Genomic DNA, 18040 nt, shown 5'->3' with positions numbered 1-18040 from the left:
GGGGGTTCCCTGCGCAGTATGCCGTGCGAACGGCATGTTGGGCAGCGAACCCCCGGAATGGCGAGGCGCGGTGCCGAGGGGCGGCGTCGGAGGGGGCAGTCGGGCTCGTGGTTGGTGTTTGGGGTTTGAGGGTCCGCTCCGTTTGTTGGGGGCGGGGCGGGTTCTATTCGTTGTACGTCGTTAGGAAATGACCATGGCCGTTGGGGTCTTTGATCTGTTTACTGTGGGTATTGGCCCGTCGAGTTCTCATACTGTGGGACCGATGCGGGCTGGGGCAGTGTTTGCCCGGGAGCTCCGTGAGTCCGGGGTGCTCGAATCCGTTGCAGGCTTGCGGGTTGATCTCTACGGCTCCTTGGCCGCCACGGGCAAGGGACACGGGACGTTCACAGCTGTCTTGCTTGGACTTGAGGGCTTCGACCCCGAAAAGATCCTGCCCGCTGAGGTAGAGGAGCGGCTGGCATCCATTGCTGACACGGGCAAGCTCAATCTGGCCGGCGGGATCCTCCTCGACTACACCCTGGAGGATATGGTTCTTCATCCGTTGACGGTGTTGCCGCGGCATACGAATGGGATGAAGTTTCAGGTCTCTGATGCTGAGGGGAACGTTCTCAGGGAGGCGACGTTCTTTTCGGTGGGTGGTGGGTTCATTGTCCGGGAGGGTGAGGAAGACGCGGCCATGGAGGATCTTGAGGAGTCGAAGAAGGAGTTGCCGTTGCCGTTTAGGACGGCGGCGGAGTTGATGGGCCGGTGTTCGTCCAAGGGGTTGGGCATTAGCGACATCATGTTCATCAATGAGCGTGCCAGCAGGTCTGAGGAGGAGATCCGTGAGGGTCTTCTGCATATCTGGGCCGTGATGGAGGCCTGTGTTGAAACGTCGTTGAAGCGTGAGGGTGTGTTGCCTGGGGGTTTGAAGGTTCGTCGTCGTTCTCCTGATTGGTTGGAGCGGCTCCTGAAGGAGGACAAGGACCGGAATGATCCGAAGTATTGGCAGGAGTGGGTGAACCTGATCGCGTTGGCGGTCAATGAGGAGAACGCTTCCGGTGGCCGGGTGGTAACGGCGCCGACCAATGGTGCGGCGGGCATTATTCCGGCGGTGTTGTATTACGCGTTGAACTATGCCCCGGGCATGGACAAAGCTACCCAGCAGGACCGGGATGATGTGGTGGTGAAGTTCCTGCTCGCTGCTGGTGCGGTGGGTGTGTTGTATAAGGAGCAGGCGTCCATTTCGGGTGCTGAGGTGGGGTGTCAGGGTGAGGTGGGGTCGGCGTCGTCGATGGCTGCTGCCGGGTTGGCGGAGGTGATGGGCGGTACGCCGGGTCAGGTGGAGAACGCGGCGGAGATCGCCATGGAGCATAATTTGGGGCTGACGTGTGATCCGATCGGGGGGTTGGTGCAGATTCCGTGTATTGAGCGGAACGCGATCGCGGCGGCGAAGGCCATCAACGCGGCGAAGATGGCGTTGTGGGGGGATGGGACGCATCGGGTGTCGTTGGACGAGGTGATCGTGACCATGCGGGAGACGGGCAAGGACATGTCCCATAAGTACAAGGAAACCGCGATGGGCGGCCTGGCCGTCAACGTCGTCGAATGCTAAGTGGCACACCACCATGCATTGCGAGGCCCGTTCTGCGCCCTAAAACGCACGCTGAACGTGCAGAGCAGGCCTCACAACTGGAAAATCAACACAAAGGAACGTCATGACACTCGCACCTGAAGGCCGTAAGTTGCTGCGCGTTGAGCAGCGTAACTCGGCGGTCCCGGTTGAACGTAAGCCTGAGTGGATCAAGGCCAAGGTCCAGATGGGTCCGGAGTTTGTCCAGCTCAAGAACCTGGTGAAGAAGGAAGGCCTGCACACGGTGTGTGAAGAGGCCGGGTGCCCGAACATTTTTGAGTGCTGGGAAGACAAGGAAGCGACGTTCCTGATCGGCGGGTCCGAGTGCACCCGGCGCTGTGATTTCTGCCAGATCGATACCGGCAAACCCTCCCCGGTGGACATGTTCGAACCCACCAAGGTGGCCCGCAGTGTCCAAGCGATGCAGTTGCGCTACGCCACGGTGACCGGGGTAGCCCGTGATGACCTGGCCGATGAAGGTGTGTGGTTGTACGCCGAGACGGTTCGGAAGATCCATGAGCTGAACCCGGGTACGGGGGTGGAGTTGCTGATCCCTGATTTCTCCGGCAAGCCCGAGCACATCGCGGCGATCTGTGATTCCAAGCCCGAGGTGTTCGCCCATAACGTGGAGACCGTGCCGAGGATTTTCAAGCGCATCCGTCCGGCGTTCCGGTACGAGAGGTCCCTGGATGTGATCACGCAGGGCCGGGATTTGGGCATGGTGACCAAGTCCAACCTGATCCTGGGCATGGGTGAGACCCGCGAGGAAATCTCCGAAGCCCTGAGGGACTTGCACGCGGCCGGCTGTGACCTGATCACGATCACCCAGTACCTGCGCCCGTCCGAGCGTCACTTGCCGGTGGACCGGTGGGTCAAGCCGCAGGAGTTCGTGGACCTCCAGCACGAGGCCGAAGAAATCGGGTTCCTCGGCGTCATGTCCGGGCCGTTGGTGCGGTCCTCGTACCGTGCCGGGCGCCTCTGGGCAACCGCGATGCGGAAGAAGGGCCGGGACATCCCCGACGAGCTCGCCCACATCGCCGAGGGCATCCAGGACTCCGGCACCACCCGCCAGGAAGCCTCCACCATCCTCGCCGCCCACGGCTAAACACCCGCACAAGCATTTCGCTGGCCACCACGTTGCGGGCCATCACAACAGCAGTAGTACGACGGCGGTCGGTTGCCTCTCAGGGGCGACCGGCCGCCGTCGGGCGTGAGTCCTAGACACTAGTAAAACTGTCCGTCAAGGAGCCGACACAATCGAACACCAGCGCAGTTTTTGCTCAAGACGAGCACAATATTCGCGCACTCGCGCCACGGTTCGGGCGTTGGCGGCGGCGACGGCTGTGTCCATATTTTGGACACAGCCCGGGGAAGGTGAGTACTCGACGCGCCGCCGAAGCTGGGTATACCTGCGGGGGGCCAAGTAGTGAGGCGGAAAAACTAAGTACCGGCATCGCACAGGTGGGTATCTTTCGACTCCCCGTTCGAATGAAAAGAGAGGTACCCGGAAACCTAGCCACGGCACTTGCGCTGACTGAACTATTGGGGACATCGCTTCATCCGACAAGAACGATCGGATGCTTGGGGGTTGCGACGCGGCTCCCCGGGACGTAGATCAACCAAGGAGTCTTATCATGCGCAAGCTTTCCAAGAAGAGCCGGGTCACCGCAGCCGTCGCAGGTGTGGCATTGGTAGCAGTGGGTGGCGGAGCCGCCTACGCCTACTGGACCACCACCGGTTCAGGCAACGGCACGGCAACCAACTCGGCCGGCGGCGGAACGGTCACCCTTCACGCTAACTTCGCAGGAGGACTCGCGCCGGGCAACCAGGTTGATGTTGCCTACACGGCCGACAATTCGACCACTTCCAGCACCGTGGTGGGCGCCCTCACCGCCAGCGTGACCACAAACGTGGCTGGCTGTCTTCCGGAGTGGTTCCAGGTCACGGCCGTCACCAGCAACAGCCCGGTCGCGGCCAACACCACAGGAACGTCCGTGGGCGACGGCGTGCTGACGTTCAACGACAGCGCCACGGTGAACCAGGACGCCTGCAAGGGTGCAGTCGTCAAAATCACCGTCACCAGCCTGTAGCTCAGGACCGCCGGGGACCACTTTGCCAGTGGTCCCCGGCCTACGCATTTCTTCCCGCAGCACCGAACACGTCCGAAAAGAGCTTCCATGGACCACCGGCCAACGCGAACAACGCCGTTCCACCGAACACGAGTGCCACTCCGCGCGCTGATACTTGCGCTCGTAGTTGCTTTCGTCCCGGTGGCGGCCCTCGCGGCAAGCAGCGGGCAGGGGACCTCGCAAGGGAACCAGGCGAAGGACAGCAAGGGAATAACCGTGACGCTGTCACCCTCCAGCCGCACCGTGGACCAAGGGCAGTCCGTCACGTTCACGGTGGCTGCGACGTCCACCGGGGGCTTCGCCGGCCCGGTGACCTTCGCGGTCGCGGGACTGCCGGCAGGAGCGACTGCCAGCCAGTGGCCGTCGTCGGTTAACCTCACGTCCGGTAGCACCGCACAGGTGACGCTGACCGTTGCCACGGCAACCACGACGCCGGCCACGAAGACCGACTTCACCGTCAAGGCCGGCAGCGGGACAACCATGTCCAACACGGCACCGGGACAGCTGCAGGTTTTGGAGGTCAAACGGAACTTCGGCGTTTCCGGTTCCGTCGTCGGGCTCTTGGCCCCGGGGGTTTCCCGCGGAGTGGACCTGCAGATCAACAACACCAACAACAAGAGCATCGCGGTGACGAACTTGAGCGTGCAGATCAGCCAAGTGGTCAGGACGCCCGCCGCTGTGGCCGCTAACCTGCCGTGCACGGCCGCGGATTACCACATCGCCCAATACACAGGGTCATACCCACTCACCGTTGAGCCGGGCACCAGTTCACTTTCACGCTTGAACGTGCCGCCAGGGAAGTGGCCGCAGCTCAAAATGCTGGACACCGCCCAGCTTCAGGATGGTTGCAAAGGCGCGACCCTCAAGCTCACGTACTCCGGCACGGGACAGGCGAACTGACATGACTGCGACAGCCCGAACTCCGCGCACTCCAAACACAGGACGCCTGGCACGAACAGCCGCTGCCACCGTGGCCCTCTGCATCCTGGGCGGCGCAGGGACCGCGTACGCCTACTGGGCTACCAGCGGAACTGGCAGTGGATCAGCAACGAATGGCACCATGCAGACCGTCACGGTGGACGCGCTCATTCCGGGCGATACCCTGCAAACCAGCCTTGCACCCGGTGGGACCGCCGACGTCATCTTGCGAGCCACAAACCCCAATTCCCACGCGGTGACCATTTATGGCATCGCGGGCAATGGTGCCGTCACCGCCGACGCAGCCCACCCCGGTTGTGCCACCACAGGCGTCACCTTCACGCCGCCTCCCATTCCTTTGTCACCGCCGATAACTATTCAGGCAAACAGCTCCATCCCGCTCACGCTTCAAGGAGCGGCAAGCATGAGCGCTGCTTCGCCGTCTGCTTGCCAGGGCGCCCAGTTCACTGTTCCCGTCACCATGGAGGTGCGGAAGTGAGTCGGCTTGGTAAGGCCACGGGCCCGGCGACGTCCTCGCCGACTAGTGCCTTTGGTCGCTGGAACAGGATCGTCGTGATTGTCCTCGGGATACTTCTGGTCTCCTGGGGAGGGCCCGCTGCCGTTGCTTTCTGGGGTTCGGTCAGTGCCGGCTCCGGAGTGGCAAAAGCTGATGCCCTTAGCCAAGGCGCGAGGCCAACTACTACCGTTTCCGGCACCAGCGTGACGGTCGCCTGGACCGCTAGTACGACGGCGGCAGGACGGTCCGTAACCGGCTACAGCATCTCCCGCTACAGTACGGCGACCGGCGGGACGAAGGTTCCGGCAACGGGCAGCTGCAGCGCAACCGTTGCAGCATTGAGCTGCGTTGAAGTTGGCGTCCCGGCCGGAACATGGTTCTACACGGTGACTCCCCTGCTGTCCCTCTGGCAAGGAGCCGAAAGCCTGCGAAGCAACGCAACCACTCCGGTTACGGACACCACTGCGCCGGACGCGCCAAGTGTGAACGCACCCGCCGCCCTTAACGGGACAACTGCTGCGGAAGTTCTGGTCAAGGGCGCAGCCGAACCGAACTCGACGATCACCCTGACCATCTCCGGCGCAGGAGCGCAGCCCAAAATCCAACAAATAGGCACCGACAGCTCTGGCAAGTGGACGGCTGCAGTGGTTGATCTCCGTGGCTTCGGTGACGGAACCATCACCTATTCTGCGAGGGCAACGGACGCAGCAGGAAACGTCAGCCTCGCAGGGTCTGCGACCTCATCCAAGGACGCAACAGCGCCCAAGGTTACGGGCGTCAGACTGAACAACGGTGGGAGCAGGGATGGGAAGATCGACCCGGGCGATACCGTGACGCTGACGTACTCCGAGGTTCTTAAAGTCAGTACAGTCAACACCGCATGGACTGATTCGCCGGGTGGATCACCTACCCAAAATGTGACGGTCAGTATCAACTCAGGCAACGTGCTCACGGTCAGCGCCGGCAGCTCGCCGACACTTACGGTGGGCAGCGTGGATCTGGGAGCCATCTACGGGCCGTCACCAGGAGTCCTGACGTACTCCGGGTCAACCCTGGTTTGGGATGCCACGGCAAAAACACTCACCATCACCTTGGGTGCAACTGTTTCGGGCACCCCAAGCAACGCAAATCGAAGCGCGCTAGCGGCGACGTACACGCCCGCATCTGGAATCACGGACTTGGCCGGCAACCTACTGGCGACAACCCCGATGGCTGGAGCAGCGTCAAACTTCTAGTCCCAGGGTCCCGGCCATGTTTCAAAGATAGTGCCCCTCGTACACGTGATGAGGGGCACTATCTGCGCCCAATACCCGGGTAGCCCTAAATGCCGGGCGTAACCTTGAAGCGGACGCCAGCGCCGCCGTCGTACGTTTGGTCCTGCGACGAAAGGCGAGCCGCCCCTTGAAGGCTGTAGCGGAAATGTTCACGATGGGTCCTGGAAACAAGGACCACCATCCCGCACTCCGCTGCGCTGTAGGTGTGTTTGTTCCGTTGATTACGTTGACGCTGCTGGGACGGCTGGATCTGGCCGTGTTTGCTTCGTTCGGGGCGTTCACCGGTATTTATGGCAGGAACGAACCTCACAGCGTGCGCTTCCGCAGCCAGTTGCGCGCCGGCGGCTTCATGCTTCTCATTATTCTTCTGGCCACGATGGTTGCCCGCCTGGCGCAAGCAGGGGGCATGGATGGTGCAGCATACTCCTGGCTACTCACGGCAGTGACCACACTGGTTGCCGGCGCCTGCTCCGTGGTGGTTGCAGCGTGGCGGCTCCGGCCCGGTGGCTCCTTGTTTCACATCTTCGCCTTCGCTGCCATTGCCTCGATCACGGCTCAGCCTCCCCTCTGGGAAGCCATGCTGGTGGCGGTGGCGACTACCGTGTTTTGCCTGCTGATCGGTATGTCATCGCGGATCCTCAAGAGCCACCGGACTCCGTGGAAGCGGCCCCCGTCCATTCGTCACACTGCGGCCGAAAAGCGTGCCATCTGGCTTGAGGGTGCCGGCTACCTGGTGGCCGCAGGGCTGGCGGGAACCATCGCTACGTTGGTGGGGGAACGGCTGGGGTTCGGGCATACGTACTGGGCCATGGTGGCAGCTGTTGTTCCGTTGGTGGGTCACTCCACACGGCACAGGGTGAGCCGTGGCATTCAAAGGATCGCAGGAACGGTGATTGGGCTGGTCTTGCTCGCTGGCATTCTGTGGCTGAATCCTGCGCCGTGGGTCATGGTTTTGGTCATTGCCGCGTGCCAGTTCGGGGCGGAGATGTTCATTGCACGCCAGTATCTGGTGGCCCAGGTCTTCGTGACGCCGTTGGCGTTGATTGCTACTCTGCTGGCCGCGCCGGTGGATCCTGCTTTGCTGCTGCGGGACCGCATCATCGAGACCGTCATTGGCGCCGCCGTCGGTGTTGCCGTGGTAGTGGCGCCGGCTGTTTGGCGGCGTTTACGGGCGGCAAATTCGGGCGCTTAGCCTCGGGAAAAACGGATGCGGTCAGCGCCGCCCGGGCAAATCACTTAGTATCAATTGCTTAGACAATCTAGATACATGTCTACCAAAGGACCGGTGATGAGCGACAAAAGTGAACGTCAGGGCTATTGGTACGGGCTGGAAAGCCGCAAGCGGATGGGTGCTGTTGACGTGTTGAATGCACTGAGGGACTATCGCACGGCCGAGGCTGACATGCGTCGTCGAACCCAGGCGGCCATGGGCATGGGTGAGACGGACCTCATGGCATTGAGGTATCTGCTGGAGGCCGAGCGCGCTGGAAGGGACGTGGGCCCCAAGGAGCTGACGGTGCGTTTGGGGATGACGTCTGCCTCCATGACGTCCCTGGTGGACCGCTTGGTCCGTTCCGGCTACGTCACCCGTGAGCCGCATCCAACTGATCGGCGCGCCCTTATTCTCAAGCCCACACCCGGGTCCGATCAGGAAGTTCGTAGCACCCTGGGTGACATGCATGCCCGGATGATGGAGGTCGCCGAGACCCTGGATCCCGAGGAATCGGCAGTAGTGGTGGACTTCCTGCGGCGAATGCGCGGAGCCATAGACAGCGTGGCCAAATAATCCGGACTGGACATTAAGTAGTAAGTACACATATAACTAGATAGCCAAGCTACTTACTAGGGAATGTGTGGGAGAGAACGATGACAGTCGCGCTGCGTGAACCAAGTTCTAAACCAGTGGCTGAAAACACCGTGGATACCGTCACGGAACAGACAATTCCCAGTGGACCCGTGCACTGCGGTTCGCATATGGCAATCTCCGCCGGACCATCCTACGACTCCATGCAGTGGGTCGCAGTGGAGCCGATCTGGCCCGAATGGGCCTGCGGGTGCGGCTTCCGCATGGACATCGACGCCTTGGACCCCGTGAGTGGTGTCTGGATCGCGGCTCTCCGCCGCCAGAGCCTGCAGCATGAACTGGCAATTGCGCAGAACACGCTGGAGCTGGCGTTCAAAAAAGCGGTCGACGCCGGTGTCGACCCTCGCGCTCTGGCCGAGGTGACCGGAGTCCCGGTCACCGAAGTCGACCTCCTCCTCAAGTGACGCTCCTTGAACGGGCGGCCGTCCGCGCTGATCGCGGGGCCGTCTGTACCGAACGCGCCGCTAAGAGGGAAACATCAACCACGGCAGTCGCAACAGCAACGTCCGCGAGCATCGTCGCCGGGACTCCCGCCGCAATCGCCGTAGCCTCAAGTGACAGCCAACCGGACGTGGTCCTTGGAGGCCGCTACCGGCTCGGCACCCAACTGGGCGGAGGCTCGGAGGCTTACGTCAATGAGGCCTGGGACCTGGCTACCGGCAAAGCGGTTGCGGTCAAGATTTTCAGGTCCACGGATTCAGCGGATAACGCCCCTTTCCGGCGAGAGCTGGAAATCCACGGACGCCTGCGGCACAAAAACATTGTCAGGCTCCTGGACTCGGGAGACTCCCGCGACGCAGGAATCCACCATCAGGAAAGCCGCAGTTACGTGGTGCTGGAGCTGGTGGGCGGCAAGGATTTGCGCGGGATCATGCACCATAACCCGGCTTCCCCTGAACAAACGGCTGCCTGGATGACGGACATTGCCCGTGCCTTGGCCCACGTTCATCGCAGGGGAATCGTCCACAATGACATCAAACCCGGCAATATCCTGGTGGACTTCGCTTCCGACCCGCAAGGGCCGGGAATTGCGAAACTGACCGACTTCGGAATCGCGCTCAACGGACGCCACGCGGCGCCCAACTCTTCTTCGGGCACACCTCACTACCTCAGCCCCGAGGAGGTGTGCGGCGAAGCATCCACCACCGCCAGCGACATCTACTCACTGGGTTTGGTTGCGCTCGAATGCCTGACCGGGACCAAAGCGTTCCCAGGCACACCCTTGGAGTCCATGGTGGCAAGGACTCTTGGGGAACCCCGAATTCCCGGCACGGTGCGGCGGCGCTGGTCCATGGTGCTTCACGCCATGACTGATCCCCGCCCTGCCGGCAGGCCGTCTGCCAGCCAAACCGTCGGCATGCTCCGACGCCTCAGCTGGTAGCCAAACAATCAGGCAGATAGCGGCACACGTCCCCGTGCCGAACTGGGGCCTCCTTCAGGAAAGAGAGAATGAAAAATGGGAATCATTGGTTGGATCGTCTTGGGTTTGATTGCCGGCGCCATCGCAAAGGCCATCATGCCCGGTAAGCAGGGCGGCGGCTGGATCACCACCATCCTCCTTGGCGTCGTTGGCGCCGTGCTGGGTGGTTGGATCGGCAGCGCACTCTTCAAGGTGGGCATCAACGAGTTCTGGTCGCTTTCCACGTGGCTGCTGGCAATCGGTGGCGCACTGCTGGTCCTCATCATCTGGGGACTGTTCACGCGCAAGAAGGCGTAACTGCCCAAGCCCAAGAGGCCCCGCCGCTGCACGTTCTGCAGTGGGGGGCCTCTTTGCTGTCCATGAGGCCGGCACTTCGACGAGTCAGCGCCCCAGGATCCTGGCCTTCTGAACCTTGAACTCCTTGTTTGTGAGCACGCCGGCGGTTCTGAAAAGGCCCATCGCGGGATCCCTTCGCTGGAGGTAGTGGCTAACCGGCGGAGTAGCCGAGGGCCAGGTCGATCAAGAGGCGGGCGCCGAAGCCAGTGGCACCTTTGCTTCTCCACAAGTCGTCCTTGTCCGACTGCATGGTGCCGGCAATGTCGATGTGCGCCCAAGGGGTCTCCCCAACGAACTCGGCCAAGAACAGCGCAGCTGTGGTGGACCCCGCGTAGGGTCCGCCCAGATTGGAGATATCAGCAACGTCGGAATCCAGCTGGGGACGGTAGGCCCGCTCCAGGGGAAGCTGCCACACCTGCTCGTCAGCACGGCTCCCGGACTCAAGCACCAGGTCCACCAGGCGTTGATCGTTCCCGAACACCGGAGCGGTGAGCTGCCCCAGGGACATCAGCGCCGCGCCGGTGAGGGTGGCTATATCCACAATGCCGTCCACGTCGTCCTCCACCGCCAGCGTCATGGCATCGCACATCACCAGGCGACCTTCGGCGTCGGTATTCTTCACCTCGATGGTGAGGCCGCTGCGGGTGGTGAGAACGTCCCCCAACTTGTACGCCGAACCGGAGGGCATATTGTCCGTGCACATCAGAAACCCGGTAACGGCGGCCTGGCAGTCGAGGTCACGGAGAGCGGTGAAAACGGCCAGGACCGCTGCCGCCCCGCCCATGTCCATTTTCATGAGCAGGTGCATGGGATCGCTCGGTTTCAGGCTGACGCCGCCGGAGTCGTACATGATGCCCTTGCCCACCAATCCGAGGTGTCCTGTTGGCGATCCCTCCGGTCGGTAGCTGAGCTTGATCATGCGGGGCTCTTGGGCGCTGCCGGCATTGACGCCGAGGAGGCCGCCGCACCTGAGGTCGATGAGTTGTTGCTTGTTGAACTCCTCCACCGTGAAACCGAACCGATTGGCTAGCTCCTGCGACACCTCGCCCAAACCCGCAGCCGTCAGGTGGCTCGGCGGTGCATTGCACAAATCGCGGGCTATGTTGGTGGCGCGGACCTTCACCCGACCCGTGGTCAGCCCCCGTTCCGCTGCCGCTGTGTCTACGCCCGGGGCGAGGAACTGCACCTCGCTCAGAGCCGTTGGCTTGGCCTTGCTCTTTAGTGTGTCGTAGCGGTAGCGGGCCAGCAGCAAGCCCTCGGCCAAAACCTGCCCCAGGTGCTCGGCATCGATTCCCGCAGTATCGGAAAGCTCAAATCCAATCCGCGCGTGGCGCTGCGTGGCGCGAACCAAGGCCGCTGCGGCCTTCCGCCAGCCGTCAGCGTCCAATGAGCCCGGTTTGCCGCCGCCGACCGCAACCACCAGCGTGCCCGAGGCGTTTGCCAACTGCAGCGTGGTTCCGGGTTTGCCGTCGAAGCCCGCACTTTCCAAGGTTTCCCGGTGCAGTCCGACGGACGCCGGAACCTCACCCTCGGAGGGGACAACCACGGCAAGGGCATCCAGCTGGCCAAAGCCGTCCACGAAGTGCAGCTCCGGTTCGTCGGCCTCAAGGGACGGGACAGCCGTGAAACCTTCAGGGATGAGTTTGTAGGGTTCGTGATTCACCGTTTCGCCTGTTCTGTAGTGGTTTGAGCCGCTGTAGTCGTTTGGGCCGCCGTGGTGCCTTGCGACGCTGTAGTGGTGGGATGCGCCGTAACCGCTTGGTCCGCCGGGAGGCCGGGTTCCGGGATGGCATCCGGATCGTCCGGTTCGAGTTGCTCAGGGAGGTCACCCTTCATGCGTCCGGGCATGCGGCCTGCCGGGACAACCGCCAGCAAGGCAAGCCCGGACAACCCGAGGAGGGAGATCTGCAGGGCCCGAAGGCGAGCTTCCTCATTGACTTCGATCGCGGCCTCCAACTCGGCGGGACTGCTGACCCGGTCGCCGATGACGCCTTCAACTTGGGCATTGGTCATGAAGTCGGCCTCGTTGATGTTCACCTTGTAGATCAACTCCTGGGACACCTCCGGATGCGCGGCGGCGCCGCTGGCTATCAGGCTGGACAACATTCCGACGGCGAACGCGCTCGCCACCGCGATGCCCACACTGCCGGAGAGGTTATGGACCAGCCCGCGCCAAGCTCCGACGTCGCCGGCCAACTCGCGGGGAACCGCGCTGAGCAGCGTGTTGAACACCAAGGCGACGATTGCGCCTTGGCCAAGTCCCAGCAGAATCAGCCCCAGCACCACGAAGATCTGACCCCAGTCATTGCGGATGGTGAAGGCGAGCAGGATGAGTGCGCCGGCCACCACCACGAAGCCGCCCTGGGCGATGACACGTGGCGGGAATTTGTCGTACAGGAAAGCCACAAAGGTGCTCGCGAGGAAGATCGACAAGGTGTAAGGGATGATCGAAAACGAGGTCTCAATGCTGGAACGGCCCTGAACGATCTGTATATACAGGGGGATCAGGAAGTTTGCGGCTGTACCCACAAACAGCATGATGGCCATGCACGCCGTGACCGCGAGCTCGGAACTGGAAGCGAGCACCCTGAGGTCGAAGATCCGGGGAAGCTTGGCATCCTGGCGCTTCCTGATCCATGTGAAGAACACCTGGCCCATGATGAGCCCCAGGATGATCAGGAGTGGCGCGGGTGAGAGGCCGAGGATCTCGAAGGGTGCCTGGCTGGTGGCGAACCACGTACCCCAGGAGGACAGGCCGCTGAAACCGAAGCTCAGCAGGATGACGGCCACCGCGGCGATGATCGACCCCGTCCAGTCGATCTTCAGGTTCGGTTGCGCCGGGACAGTCTTGAGCCTGAAACTCAGCAGCAGGTTGATGGCACCAAGGACCACCATGAGACCAAACGAGTAACGCCAGCCGATGGTGGTTGCGAACCAGCCGGCAATGAGCAGCGCCAAAACACCCGCTGCCGGGATGGCCGCGGCCAGGAGCCCGATGGCTTTGGCTTGTTGCTGGTCCTTGTAATTGGTGGCGATGAAGACCGTGAGGGCCGGTGCGATCAGTGCAATCACCGCGCCTGAAGAAGCTTGGGCAATGAACAGCATTGCGGGACTGAGACTCAGTGCCACACCCGCCATGGCGGCCGCATGGATGGCCACGGCGATCTGGAACACCTTGCGCGTTCCGAACCGCGCGCCCAGCTTCGCTCCCAACAGGATGAAGGCCGCCATTGAAAACGTTCCGGCAGTGATGGCAGTGCCCACGGATGTAGCCGCAGTGTCCAGGTCGGTAGTGATGCCTTGCATTGAAACCGTCAAGGCGTTGACGGCGAACGATGCCTGGATTTGGGTGAGGACCACCACGATCAGGGGCAGCCAGGAAGCCGCCTTGACGGGTGGTGGGGTTTCTTTGGTGGTGCGCTCACTGGCCATGTCTTGCTCCTGGTGTGCTCTGTTGGTTGCATGGGTTTATTGGTGCTAGTTCTGAAGCGGCCAGATCACGGGCACCAGCAGGATGGCCACAGCTGCATAGAGGGCCATGATCGCCAGCCCGAACTTCCAGTAGTCGCCGAATCGATAGCCTGCCGGTTGCATGATCATCATGTTGGCCGGAGTCGCCACCGGCGTCAGTAAGGCAGCGGAGGACGCCACCGACACACACATCAGCACTGCGTAGGGGTTGATGGAGGACTCCTGCGCCACGGACAGGGCAATGGGGATGATGATCAGCGCCGTGGCCGTGTTGCTGATCAACTGCCCCAGGACGGCGGTGACCACGAACAGTCCCACCAGCAACAACAACGGGCCGCCATCTCCCACTACGGACACCATGCCTTCAGCCAGGATCTCCGCAGTGCCCGTCGAGGTGATCGCCGTGGACAACGGGATCATTCCCGCCACCAGGATGAGCGTGGTCCACGCCATGGAACGGTGGGCCTGCTGAACGGTCACCACGCGGAGTACCACCATGGCCAGCGCGGCCAGGAGCGCGGCGACCGGCGCAGGGACGAGATTGGTGGCCAAGAGGACAACCATGACGCCGACGACGATCAGCGCCGGTGTGGCGCGGGGCCCCAACGGGACGGTCTGCCTACGGATGGTATCCGGCGAGTCCACCAGCAAGACGTTGTGATCCACTGTGTGCTGGTCCAAGGCAGACCAGGTTCCCTGCAGAAGCAGCCTGTCTCCGGCGGTGATGAGAGTGCGTCCCGACGATTCCGGCTCGCCCGGATGATGGTGGGCCAGCACCACCAGATCGCCGCTTTCGGTGACCATGCCGGGGTAAGCCTCCGTGCCAACGAGGTTCGAACGGGGTGCGACCACCACCTCGGCTACTCCGTAGCTGCTGCTGATGAGCCCGCACGTCGCGTCGTCGTCCTGTTTCAGGCCATACCGGGCGGCAAGGGCGTTGATGGTTTGCTGTCCCCCTCGCACCACAATCTCATCGCCTCCTTCGAACACATCGCTCCCGGACGGCTTGCCGGCCGGGTCCTGAACGCTGATGAGGTGGAGATGACCGCCGTCGTGCTCGTCCTGAAGACACGCAACCGGCTGGCCCACCAAGGCCGAACCGGCGGGGATGCTGAGCCGGCTCAACCCATCGCCATCCAGATAATGGTTCATGAGCGTCTCACCATGGGAACCCAGATCCTTTGGGAGTGCCTCAGGTGTCCTGGTGGGCAAAAGCCGTGGCCCCAGCCAAAGGGTCAAACCGATGGTTCCCAACAACAGCGGAAGCCCCACCAGCCCGAACTCGAAGAACCCGATCCCCGTTCCGGTAGTGTCCAGCGCCGCATTGAGAATGAGGATGTTCACCGGTGAACCGGTCAGGATCAGCAGTGAACCCGCGTGAGCGGCAAAGGCCATGGGCATCAACAGCTCGGAAGGCCGCCTGCCCAGGCGAACCGCCAGCACAACCACCATGGGAAGCAACGCGGCAACTGCCCCATTGACACTGATGAGTGCCGTTAATAGGGCCGTAAGAACCATCATCAACACCATCAGCCGGGTCCGGCTCGTCCCCGAAAACCTGATGAGCAGGCTTCCCAACCATGTAGTAACGCCTGCGGCATCAATGGCCTCCGCCACCACGAACAGCGCCGCAATCAACACCACGGTGCCGCTCCCGAAACCGGCAAACGTATCGTCCAACCCCACAATGCCGGTGCCATACAAGGCCAAGGCCGCTCCGAGTGCCACTACCTCAACCGGCAGGCGGTTCCACACGAACGCCGCAATCACCACGACGAGCACCAGCAACGTGAGGGCGACGTCTGTCATGAGCGCCTTCGGTAACCCGCAGGATCTTTGGCCAGCATTCTCTCAGACTAGATCCGTGTTCCCGCCGCAGGGTCACCCCAAACAGGTGAGTGATGGGCGTTTTCCGAGGTCACGGCTAGGGTAAATATCCGGTCTTATAGGCCGCTGCCACCGCGTCATGCCGTGAACCGGCCCCCAGCTTCGAATAGATAATGCGAATGTGAGTCTTCACCGTGTTCACGGACAAGTGGAGTTCCGCTGCCATCTGTTCCTGGGACAAATGCGATGGAAGGAGAGCGAGGACCTCCCGTTCCCGGGGAGTCAACGACTGCGCTTGCCGGGTGTCAGTGGGCGGCCGTAAAGTCAGCAGCCGCTGGGCCAGGGCCTCTCGGGGCCCATAGGCGCCTACCCTTTCCACCAGGAAGTCCATCACTTCCCGGGGTGCGATGGCCAGGGGTCGGAGGACGTCCAGTTCGGCTGCCGTGTGGAGGGCTTCTTCCAGGAGTTTGCCGGCCAGTGTGCGTCGTCCGGTCCGTAGGGCCATGGAGCATTCCAGAACGGTCACGTGGAGCCTGGTCCATTCCAGCAGCGGCGTTATTGTGCCGGCGTGCAATGGCCTGAGGCGGTCCGAAGCAGCGTCGAAGCGGCTGATCCCGGCTGGCCCCTGAGCACGCAGGAGGCAAAGTTCACCCGTTCCTGGAATTCGCTCTTCCGCCCATTCCAACACCTCACGGGCTTGGTCGGCATGGCCAAATGCCAGTGCAGCGGTGTGCTCGATCACAGCGATGCTGGCAGCCAGCGGCCGGGCAAAGACATGGTTTCTGCTGATCCGCAGCCTGGCTTGCCGCAGGTCGCCAAGGGAGTTGCGCCTGTTCCCGGAATCCAGGTGCGCGCATGCTGTAATGATCTCCAGTGTGGCTCGCATGGCACCCCCGACTCCCGTGGAGGAAGACCCGAGTTGTCCGAGTTCGGAAAGGCCTGCCGCGGCAAACTGCAGGGCCTTGTTCGGTTCAGCACGGAGGAGCGCGGCCGAGGCATGCATGAGTGCGCCAGCAGACCTTCCGGCGCCGGCCGTCCACAGTTGTCTCGGCAGCTTTTCCTCTGAGAGCCGCAGAACTTCACCGGCACGGCGGAGCTGGCCTTGCAGCGAATACATGGCTGCCAGTTTGAGATAGACCTTGCCGGCGAGGTAAGCGTTGCCTGCCTCGCTGGCTTCGATGAGGGCTGCGGAAGCTTCGTTCTCGGCAATCCCATAGCTGCCTTCCACCAACGCCGCAGTGACCGTAACCATCCTCGCCTCGATACGGACGTCGCTGTGCCCCGAGAAACGGAGCGCAGCGTGGTCCACGGTGGCCTGCGGGTCATGGCTCTCCCACGCGTCGCTGAACCAGGAAAGTCGCGCTTTTGCCAGAGCCTGCAGCTCTCGGAGTTCGGCAGGAGGGTCGGCAGTCCGATGCCGGTTAGCCGCAGCTAAATAACGGGTAGCGGTGGTGGGCTGACGGCTTTCAACATAGGCCAGTGCGGCAACCACGCAGAGTTTGGGATTCACAGCGAAGAGGGCGTCAGGCAAAGCAGCAATCGCACGGCGGACGTGCACCACTTCACCCGACCCCAAGAGCGCCGCGCCATGCCGTTCAAGGACGTCGATGATCAGATCATTGTCCGCGGAGTCCATGGCGTGCCTGAGCGCCGCAACAGGCTCGCCGGCACACTCATGCCACCGCGCAGCAATCCGGCTGAAGCGCAGTAGTTCGTCGGGGTGCTTCCGGGCCAGCCTGGCTTTGAAATAGCCGCGGATCAGAGGGTGGACCAGGAAGACATTCCGCCCGATGCCTGACGACTCAACGATTCCCTTGTCATCGGCCAGGCGCGAGAGGATGCAGCCGGCGTTCGTGTTGCCAGCAAGGATGTTGGCCTGTGCCGCAACCACCTCGCGGCACACGCTGGAACTGGACAGTACATGCCGTTCCTCACGGGAAAGAGCACTGAGGATCTGGTGGTCCAGGTAATCGGAGAGCTGCCGGTCGTTGGCAGCGAGGTCTCCCAGCGCGGCGTCGGGATTGGCAGCCTCGCGAAGATAGCGCAAGGCGAGGACCACACAGGCCGGCCACCCCTGGGTCTGCCTGAAAAGCTCAGGCAGTTGCTGCACCCCCACCAGGGTGGTTGTCCTTGCTGCCAGTACGTTGATGTCGTTCACAGTGAAAGCCAGGTCTTTCGCGCCCAACTCAATGACGCGTCCGCTCAGCCGGGCAGGTCCCGGGTCAACCGCAGAGTTGTCCCGGAAAGCAAGGACCAGTTGAAGGGGCAGGCCCGCTTGGTTGAGCAATGCGGGTATCCAGTAATCTCGTTCAACCGGAGCAAAGCCGTCCACGCCGTCGATCACCAGACGAATGGTGGTGCCGGATGCAGTCAGTACTTGGGCAAGATCTCCCAGGACGTCCACAGCACAGTCTTCGGCTCCGGAAAATTGCTCCAAAGCGCGCGGTGGAACGGCAGGGCATCGCCGGAGCGCTCCCAATATGGCGGGCCATAGGGCTTCCCTGTTGTGTTGGTCGGGGCCGAGCCACGCGACGTCGTGCAACTGACCTTCCAGCCACTGGCTCAAGAGCACTGTTTTTCCGTACCCTGCGGGGGCGCAGATCAGCACGGTGCTGGCCGTGCAATCAAGCTTGGCCACGAGTCGGGGGCGTGCCATCAATGCCAAGGGCGGC

Annotated in this window: 15 protein-coding genes; 11 read left to right on the top strand and 4 right to left on the bottom strand. The window is 62.4% G+C overall.

Annotated features, from left to right (window positions below; genetic code table 11):
- Positions 1–193: 193 nt before the first annotated feature.
- The 11 genes from HAV21_RS12080 to HAV21_RS12030 all read left to right on the top strand — a co-directional run bounded on the left by HAV21_RS12080 (position 194) and on the right by HAV21_RS12030 (position 10031).
- Positions 194–1594: an L-serine ammonia-lyase gene (locus HAV21_RS12080; RefSeq protein WP_166841883.1), complete on the top strand. Its 1401-nt coding sequence runs from the start codon at positions 194–196 to the stop codon at positions 1592–1594.
- Positions 1595–1697: 103 nt separating this feature from the next.
- Positions 1698–2717, top strand: a complete 1020-nt coding sequence (lipA, locus tag HAV21_RS12075) for a lipoyl synthase (protein ID WP_166841882.1) — start codon at positions 1698–1700, stop codon at positions 2715–2717.
- Positions 2718–3246: 529 nt separating this feature from the next.
- Entirely contained in the window at positions 3247–3702 is a 456-nt protein-coding gene (locus tag HAV21_RS12070; protein WP_142937471.1) for a hypothetical protein, read from the top strand.
- 255 nt (positions 3703–3957) lie between these two features.
- Positions 3958–4641, top strand: a complete 684-nt coding sequence (locus tag HAV21_RS12065) for a hypothetical protein (protein ID WP_347877647.1) — start codon at positions 3958–3960, stop codon at positions 4639–4641.
- A 1-nt stretch (position 4642) separates the two neighbouring features.
- Positions 4643–5158 (top strand): hypothetical protein, encoded by a 516-nt coding sequence (locus HAV21_RS12060; protein ID WP_142937473.1) that lies wholly within the window; start codon positions 4643–4645, stop codon positions 5156–5158.
- Positions 5155–6411 carry an Ig-like domain-containing protein gene (locus HAV21_RS12055; RefSeq protein WP_166841880.1) on the top strand — a complete coding sequence of 419 codons (1257 nt, stop codon included), beginning with the start codon at positions 5155–5157 and terminating at the stop codon, positions 6409–6411. Before HAV21_RS12060 ends, HAV21_RS12055 begins: the two co-directional genes overlap by 4 nt.
- 166 nt (positions 6412–6577) lie before the next feature.
- Complete coding sequence (locus HAV21_RS12050; protein WP_166841879.1) at positions 6578–7642, top strand: FUSC family protein; 1065 nt, start codon at positions 6578–6580, stop codon at positions 7640–7642.
- A 96-nt stretch (positions 7643–7738) separates the two neighbouring features.
- Positions 7739–8236 (top strand): MarR family transcriptional regulator, encoded by a 498-nt coding sequence (locus tag HAV21_RS12045; RefSeq protein ID WP_223941217.1) that lies wholly within the window; start codon positions 7739–7741, stop codon positions 8234–8236.
- A gap of 116 nt (positions 8237–8352) precedes the next feature.
- The gene (locus HAV21_RS12040; protein WP_223941216.1) at positions 8353–8718 is read left to right on the top strand and encodes a hypothetical protein; all 366 of its coding nucleotides are present in this window, start codon (positions 8353–8355) and stop codon (positions 8716–8718) included.
- Complete coding sequence (locus HAV21_RS12035) at positions 8715–9695, top strand: serine/threonine-protein kinase (protein WP_166841878.1); 981 nt, start codon at positions 8715–8717, stop codon at positions 9693–9695. The genes HAV21_RS12040 and HAV21_RS12035 overlap by 4 nt, the downstream gene beginning before the upstream one ends.
- 75 nt (positions 9696–9770) lie before the next feature.
- Positions 9771–10031: a GlsB/YeaQ/YmgE family stress response membrane protein gene (locus HAV21_RS12030; protein ID WP_142937478.1), complete on the top strand. Its 261-nt coding sequence runs from the start codon at positions 9771–9773 to the stop codon at positions 10029–10031.
- Positions 10032–10221: 190 nt separating this feature from the next.
- Here HAV21_RS12030 and HAV21_RS12025 read toward each other — a convergent pair whose 3' ends face one another.
- From HAV21_RS12025 to HAV21_RS12010, 4 genes are all read right to left on the bottom strand, one after another.
- Entirely contained in the window at positions 10222–11733 is a 1512-nt protein-coding gene (locus HAV21_RS12025; RefSeq protein WP_166841877.1) for a leucyl aminopeptidase, read from the bottom strand.
- Positions 11730–13502 (bottom strand): MFS transporter, encoded by a 1773-nt coding sequence (locus HAV21_RS12020; protein WP_166841876.1) that lies wholly within the window; start codon positions 13500–13502, stop codon positions 11730–11732. The genes HAV21_RS12025 and HAV21_RS12020 overlap by 4 nt, the downstream gene beginning before the upstream one ends.
- A 45-nt stretch (positions 13503–13547) precedes the next feature.
- Positions 13548–15350: an SLC13 family permease gene (locus tag HAV21_RS12015; RefSeq protein ID WP_166841875.1), complete on the bottom strand. Its 1803-nt coding sequence runs from the start codon at positions 15348–15350 to the stop codon at positions 13548–13550.
- A 115-nt stretch (positions 15351–15465) separates the two neighbouring features.
- Entirely contained in the window at positions 15466–18024 is a 2559-nt protein-coding gene (locus HAV21_RS12010; RefSeq protein ID WP_208096759.1) for a LuxR C-terminal-related transcriptional regulator, read from the bottom strand.
- Positions 18025–18040: the final 16 nt, after the last annotated feature.

Source organism: Paenarthrobacter sp. MSM-2-10-13 (assembly GCF_011605365.1).
Taxonomy (GTDB): Bacteria; Actinomycetota; Actinomycetes; order Actinomycetales; family Micrococcaceae; genus Arthrobacter.
The sequence above is the reverse complement of the archived record's forward strand: the minus strand, read 5'-3'. Positions and strand labels throughout refer to the sequence as shown.

Excerpts from the sequence above, each read along its gene's own strand:
- HAV21_RS12080 (WP_166841883.1), top strand. The coding sequence starts at position 194 with ATGGCCGTTGGGGTCTTTGATCTGTTTACTGTGGGTATTGGCCCGTCG.
- lipA (WP_166841882.1), top strand. The coding sequence starts at position 1,698 with ATGACACTCGCACCTGAAGGCCGTAAGTTGCTGCGCGTTGAGCAGCGT.
- HAV21_RS12070 (WP_142937471.1), top strand. The coding sequence starts at position 3,247 with ATGCGCAAGCTTTCCAAGAAGAGCCGGGTCACCGCAGCCGTCGCAGGT.
- HAV21_RS12060 (WP_142937473.1), top strand. The coding sequence starts at position 4,643 with ATGACTGCGACAGCCCGAACTCCGCGCACTCCAAACACAGGACGCCTG.
- HAV21_RS12045 (WP_223941217.1), top strand. The coding sequence starts at position 7,739 with ATGAGCGACAAAAGTGAACGTCAGGGCTATTGGTACGGGCTGGAAAGC.
- HAV21_RS12030 (WP_142937478.1), top strand. The coding sequence starts at position 9,771 with ATGGGAATCATTGGTTGGATCGTCTTGGGTTTGATTGCCGGCGCCATC.
- HAV21_RS12020 (WP_166841876.1), bottom strand. The coding sequence starts at position 13,502 with ATGGCCAGTGAGCGCACCACCAAAGAAACCCCACCACCCGTCAAGGCG.
- HAV21_RS12015 (WP_166841875.1), bottom strand. The coding sequence starts at position 15,350 with ATGACAGACGTCGCCCTCACGTTGCTGGTGCTCGTCGTGGTGATTGCG.
- HAV21_RS12010 (WP_208096759.1), bottom strand. The coding sequence starts at position 18,024 with ATGGCACGCCCCCGACTCGTGGCCAAGCTTGATTGCACGGCCAGCACC.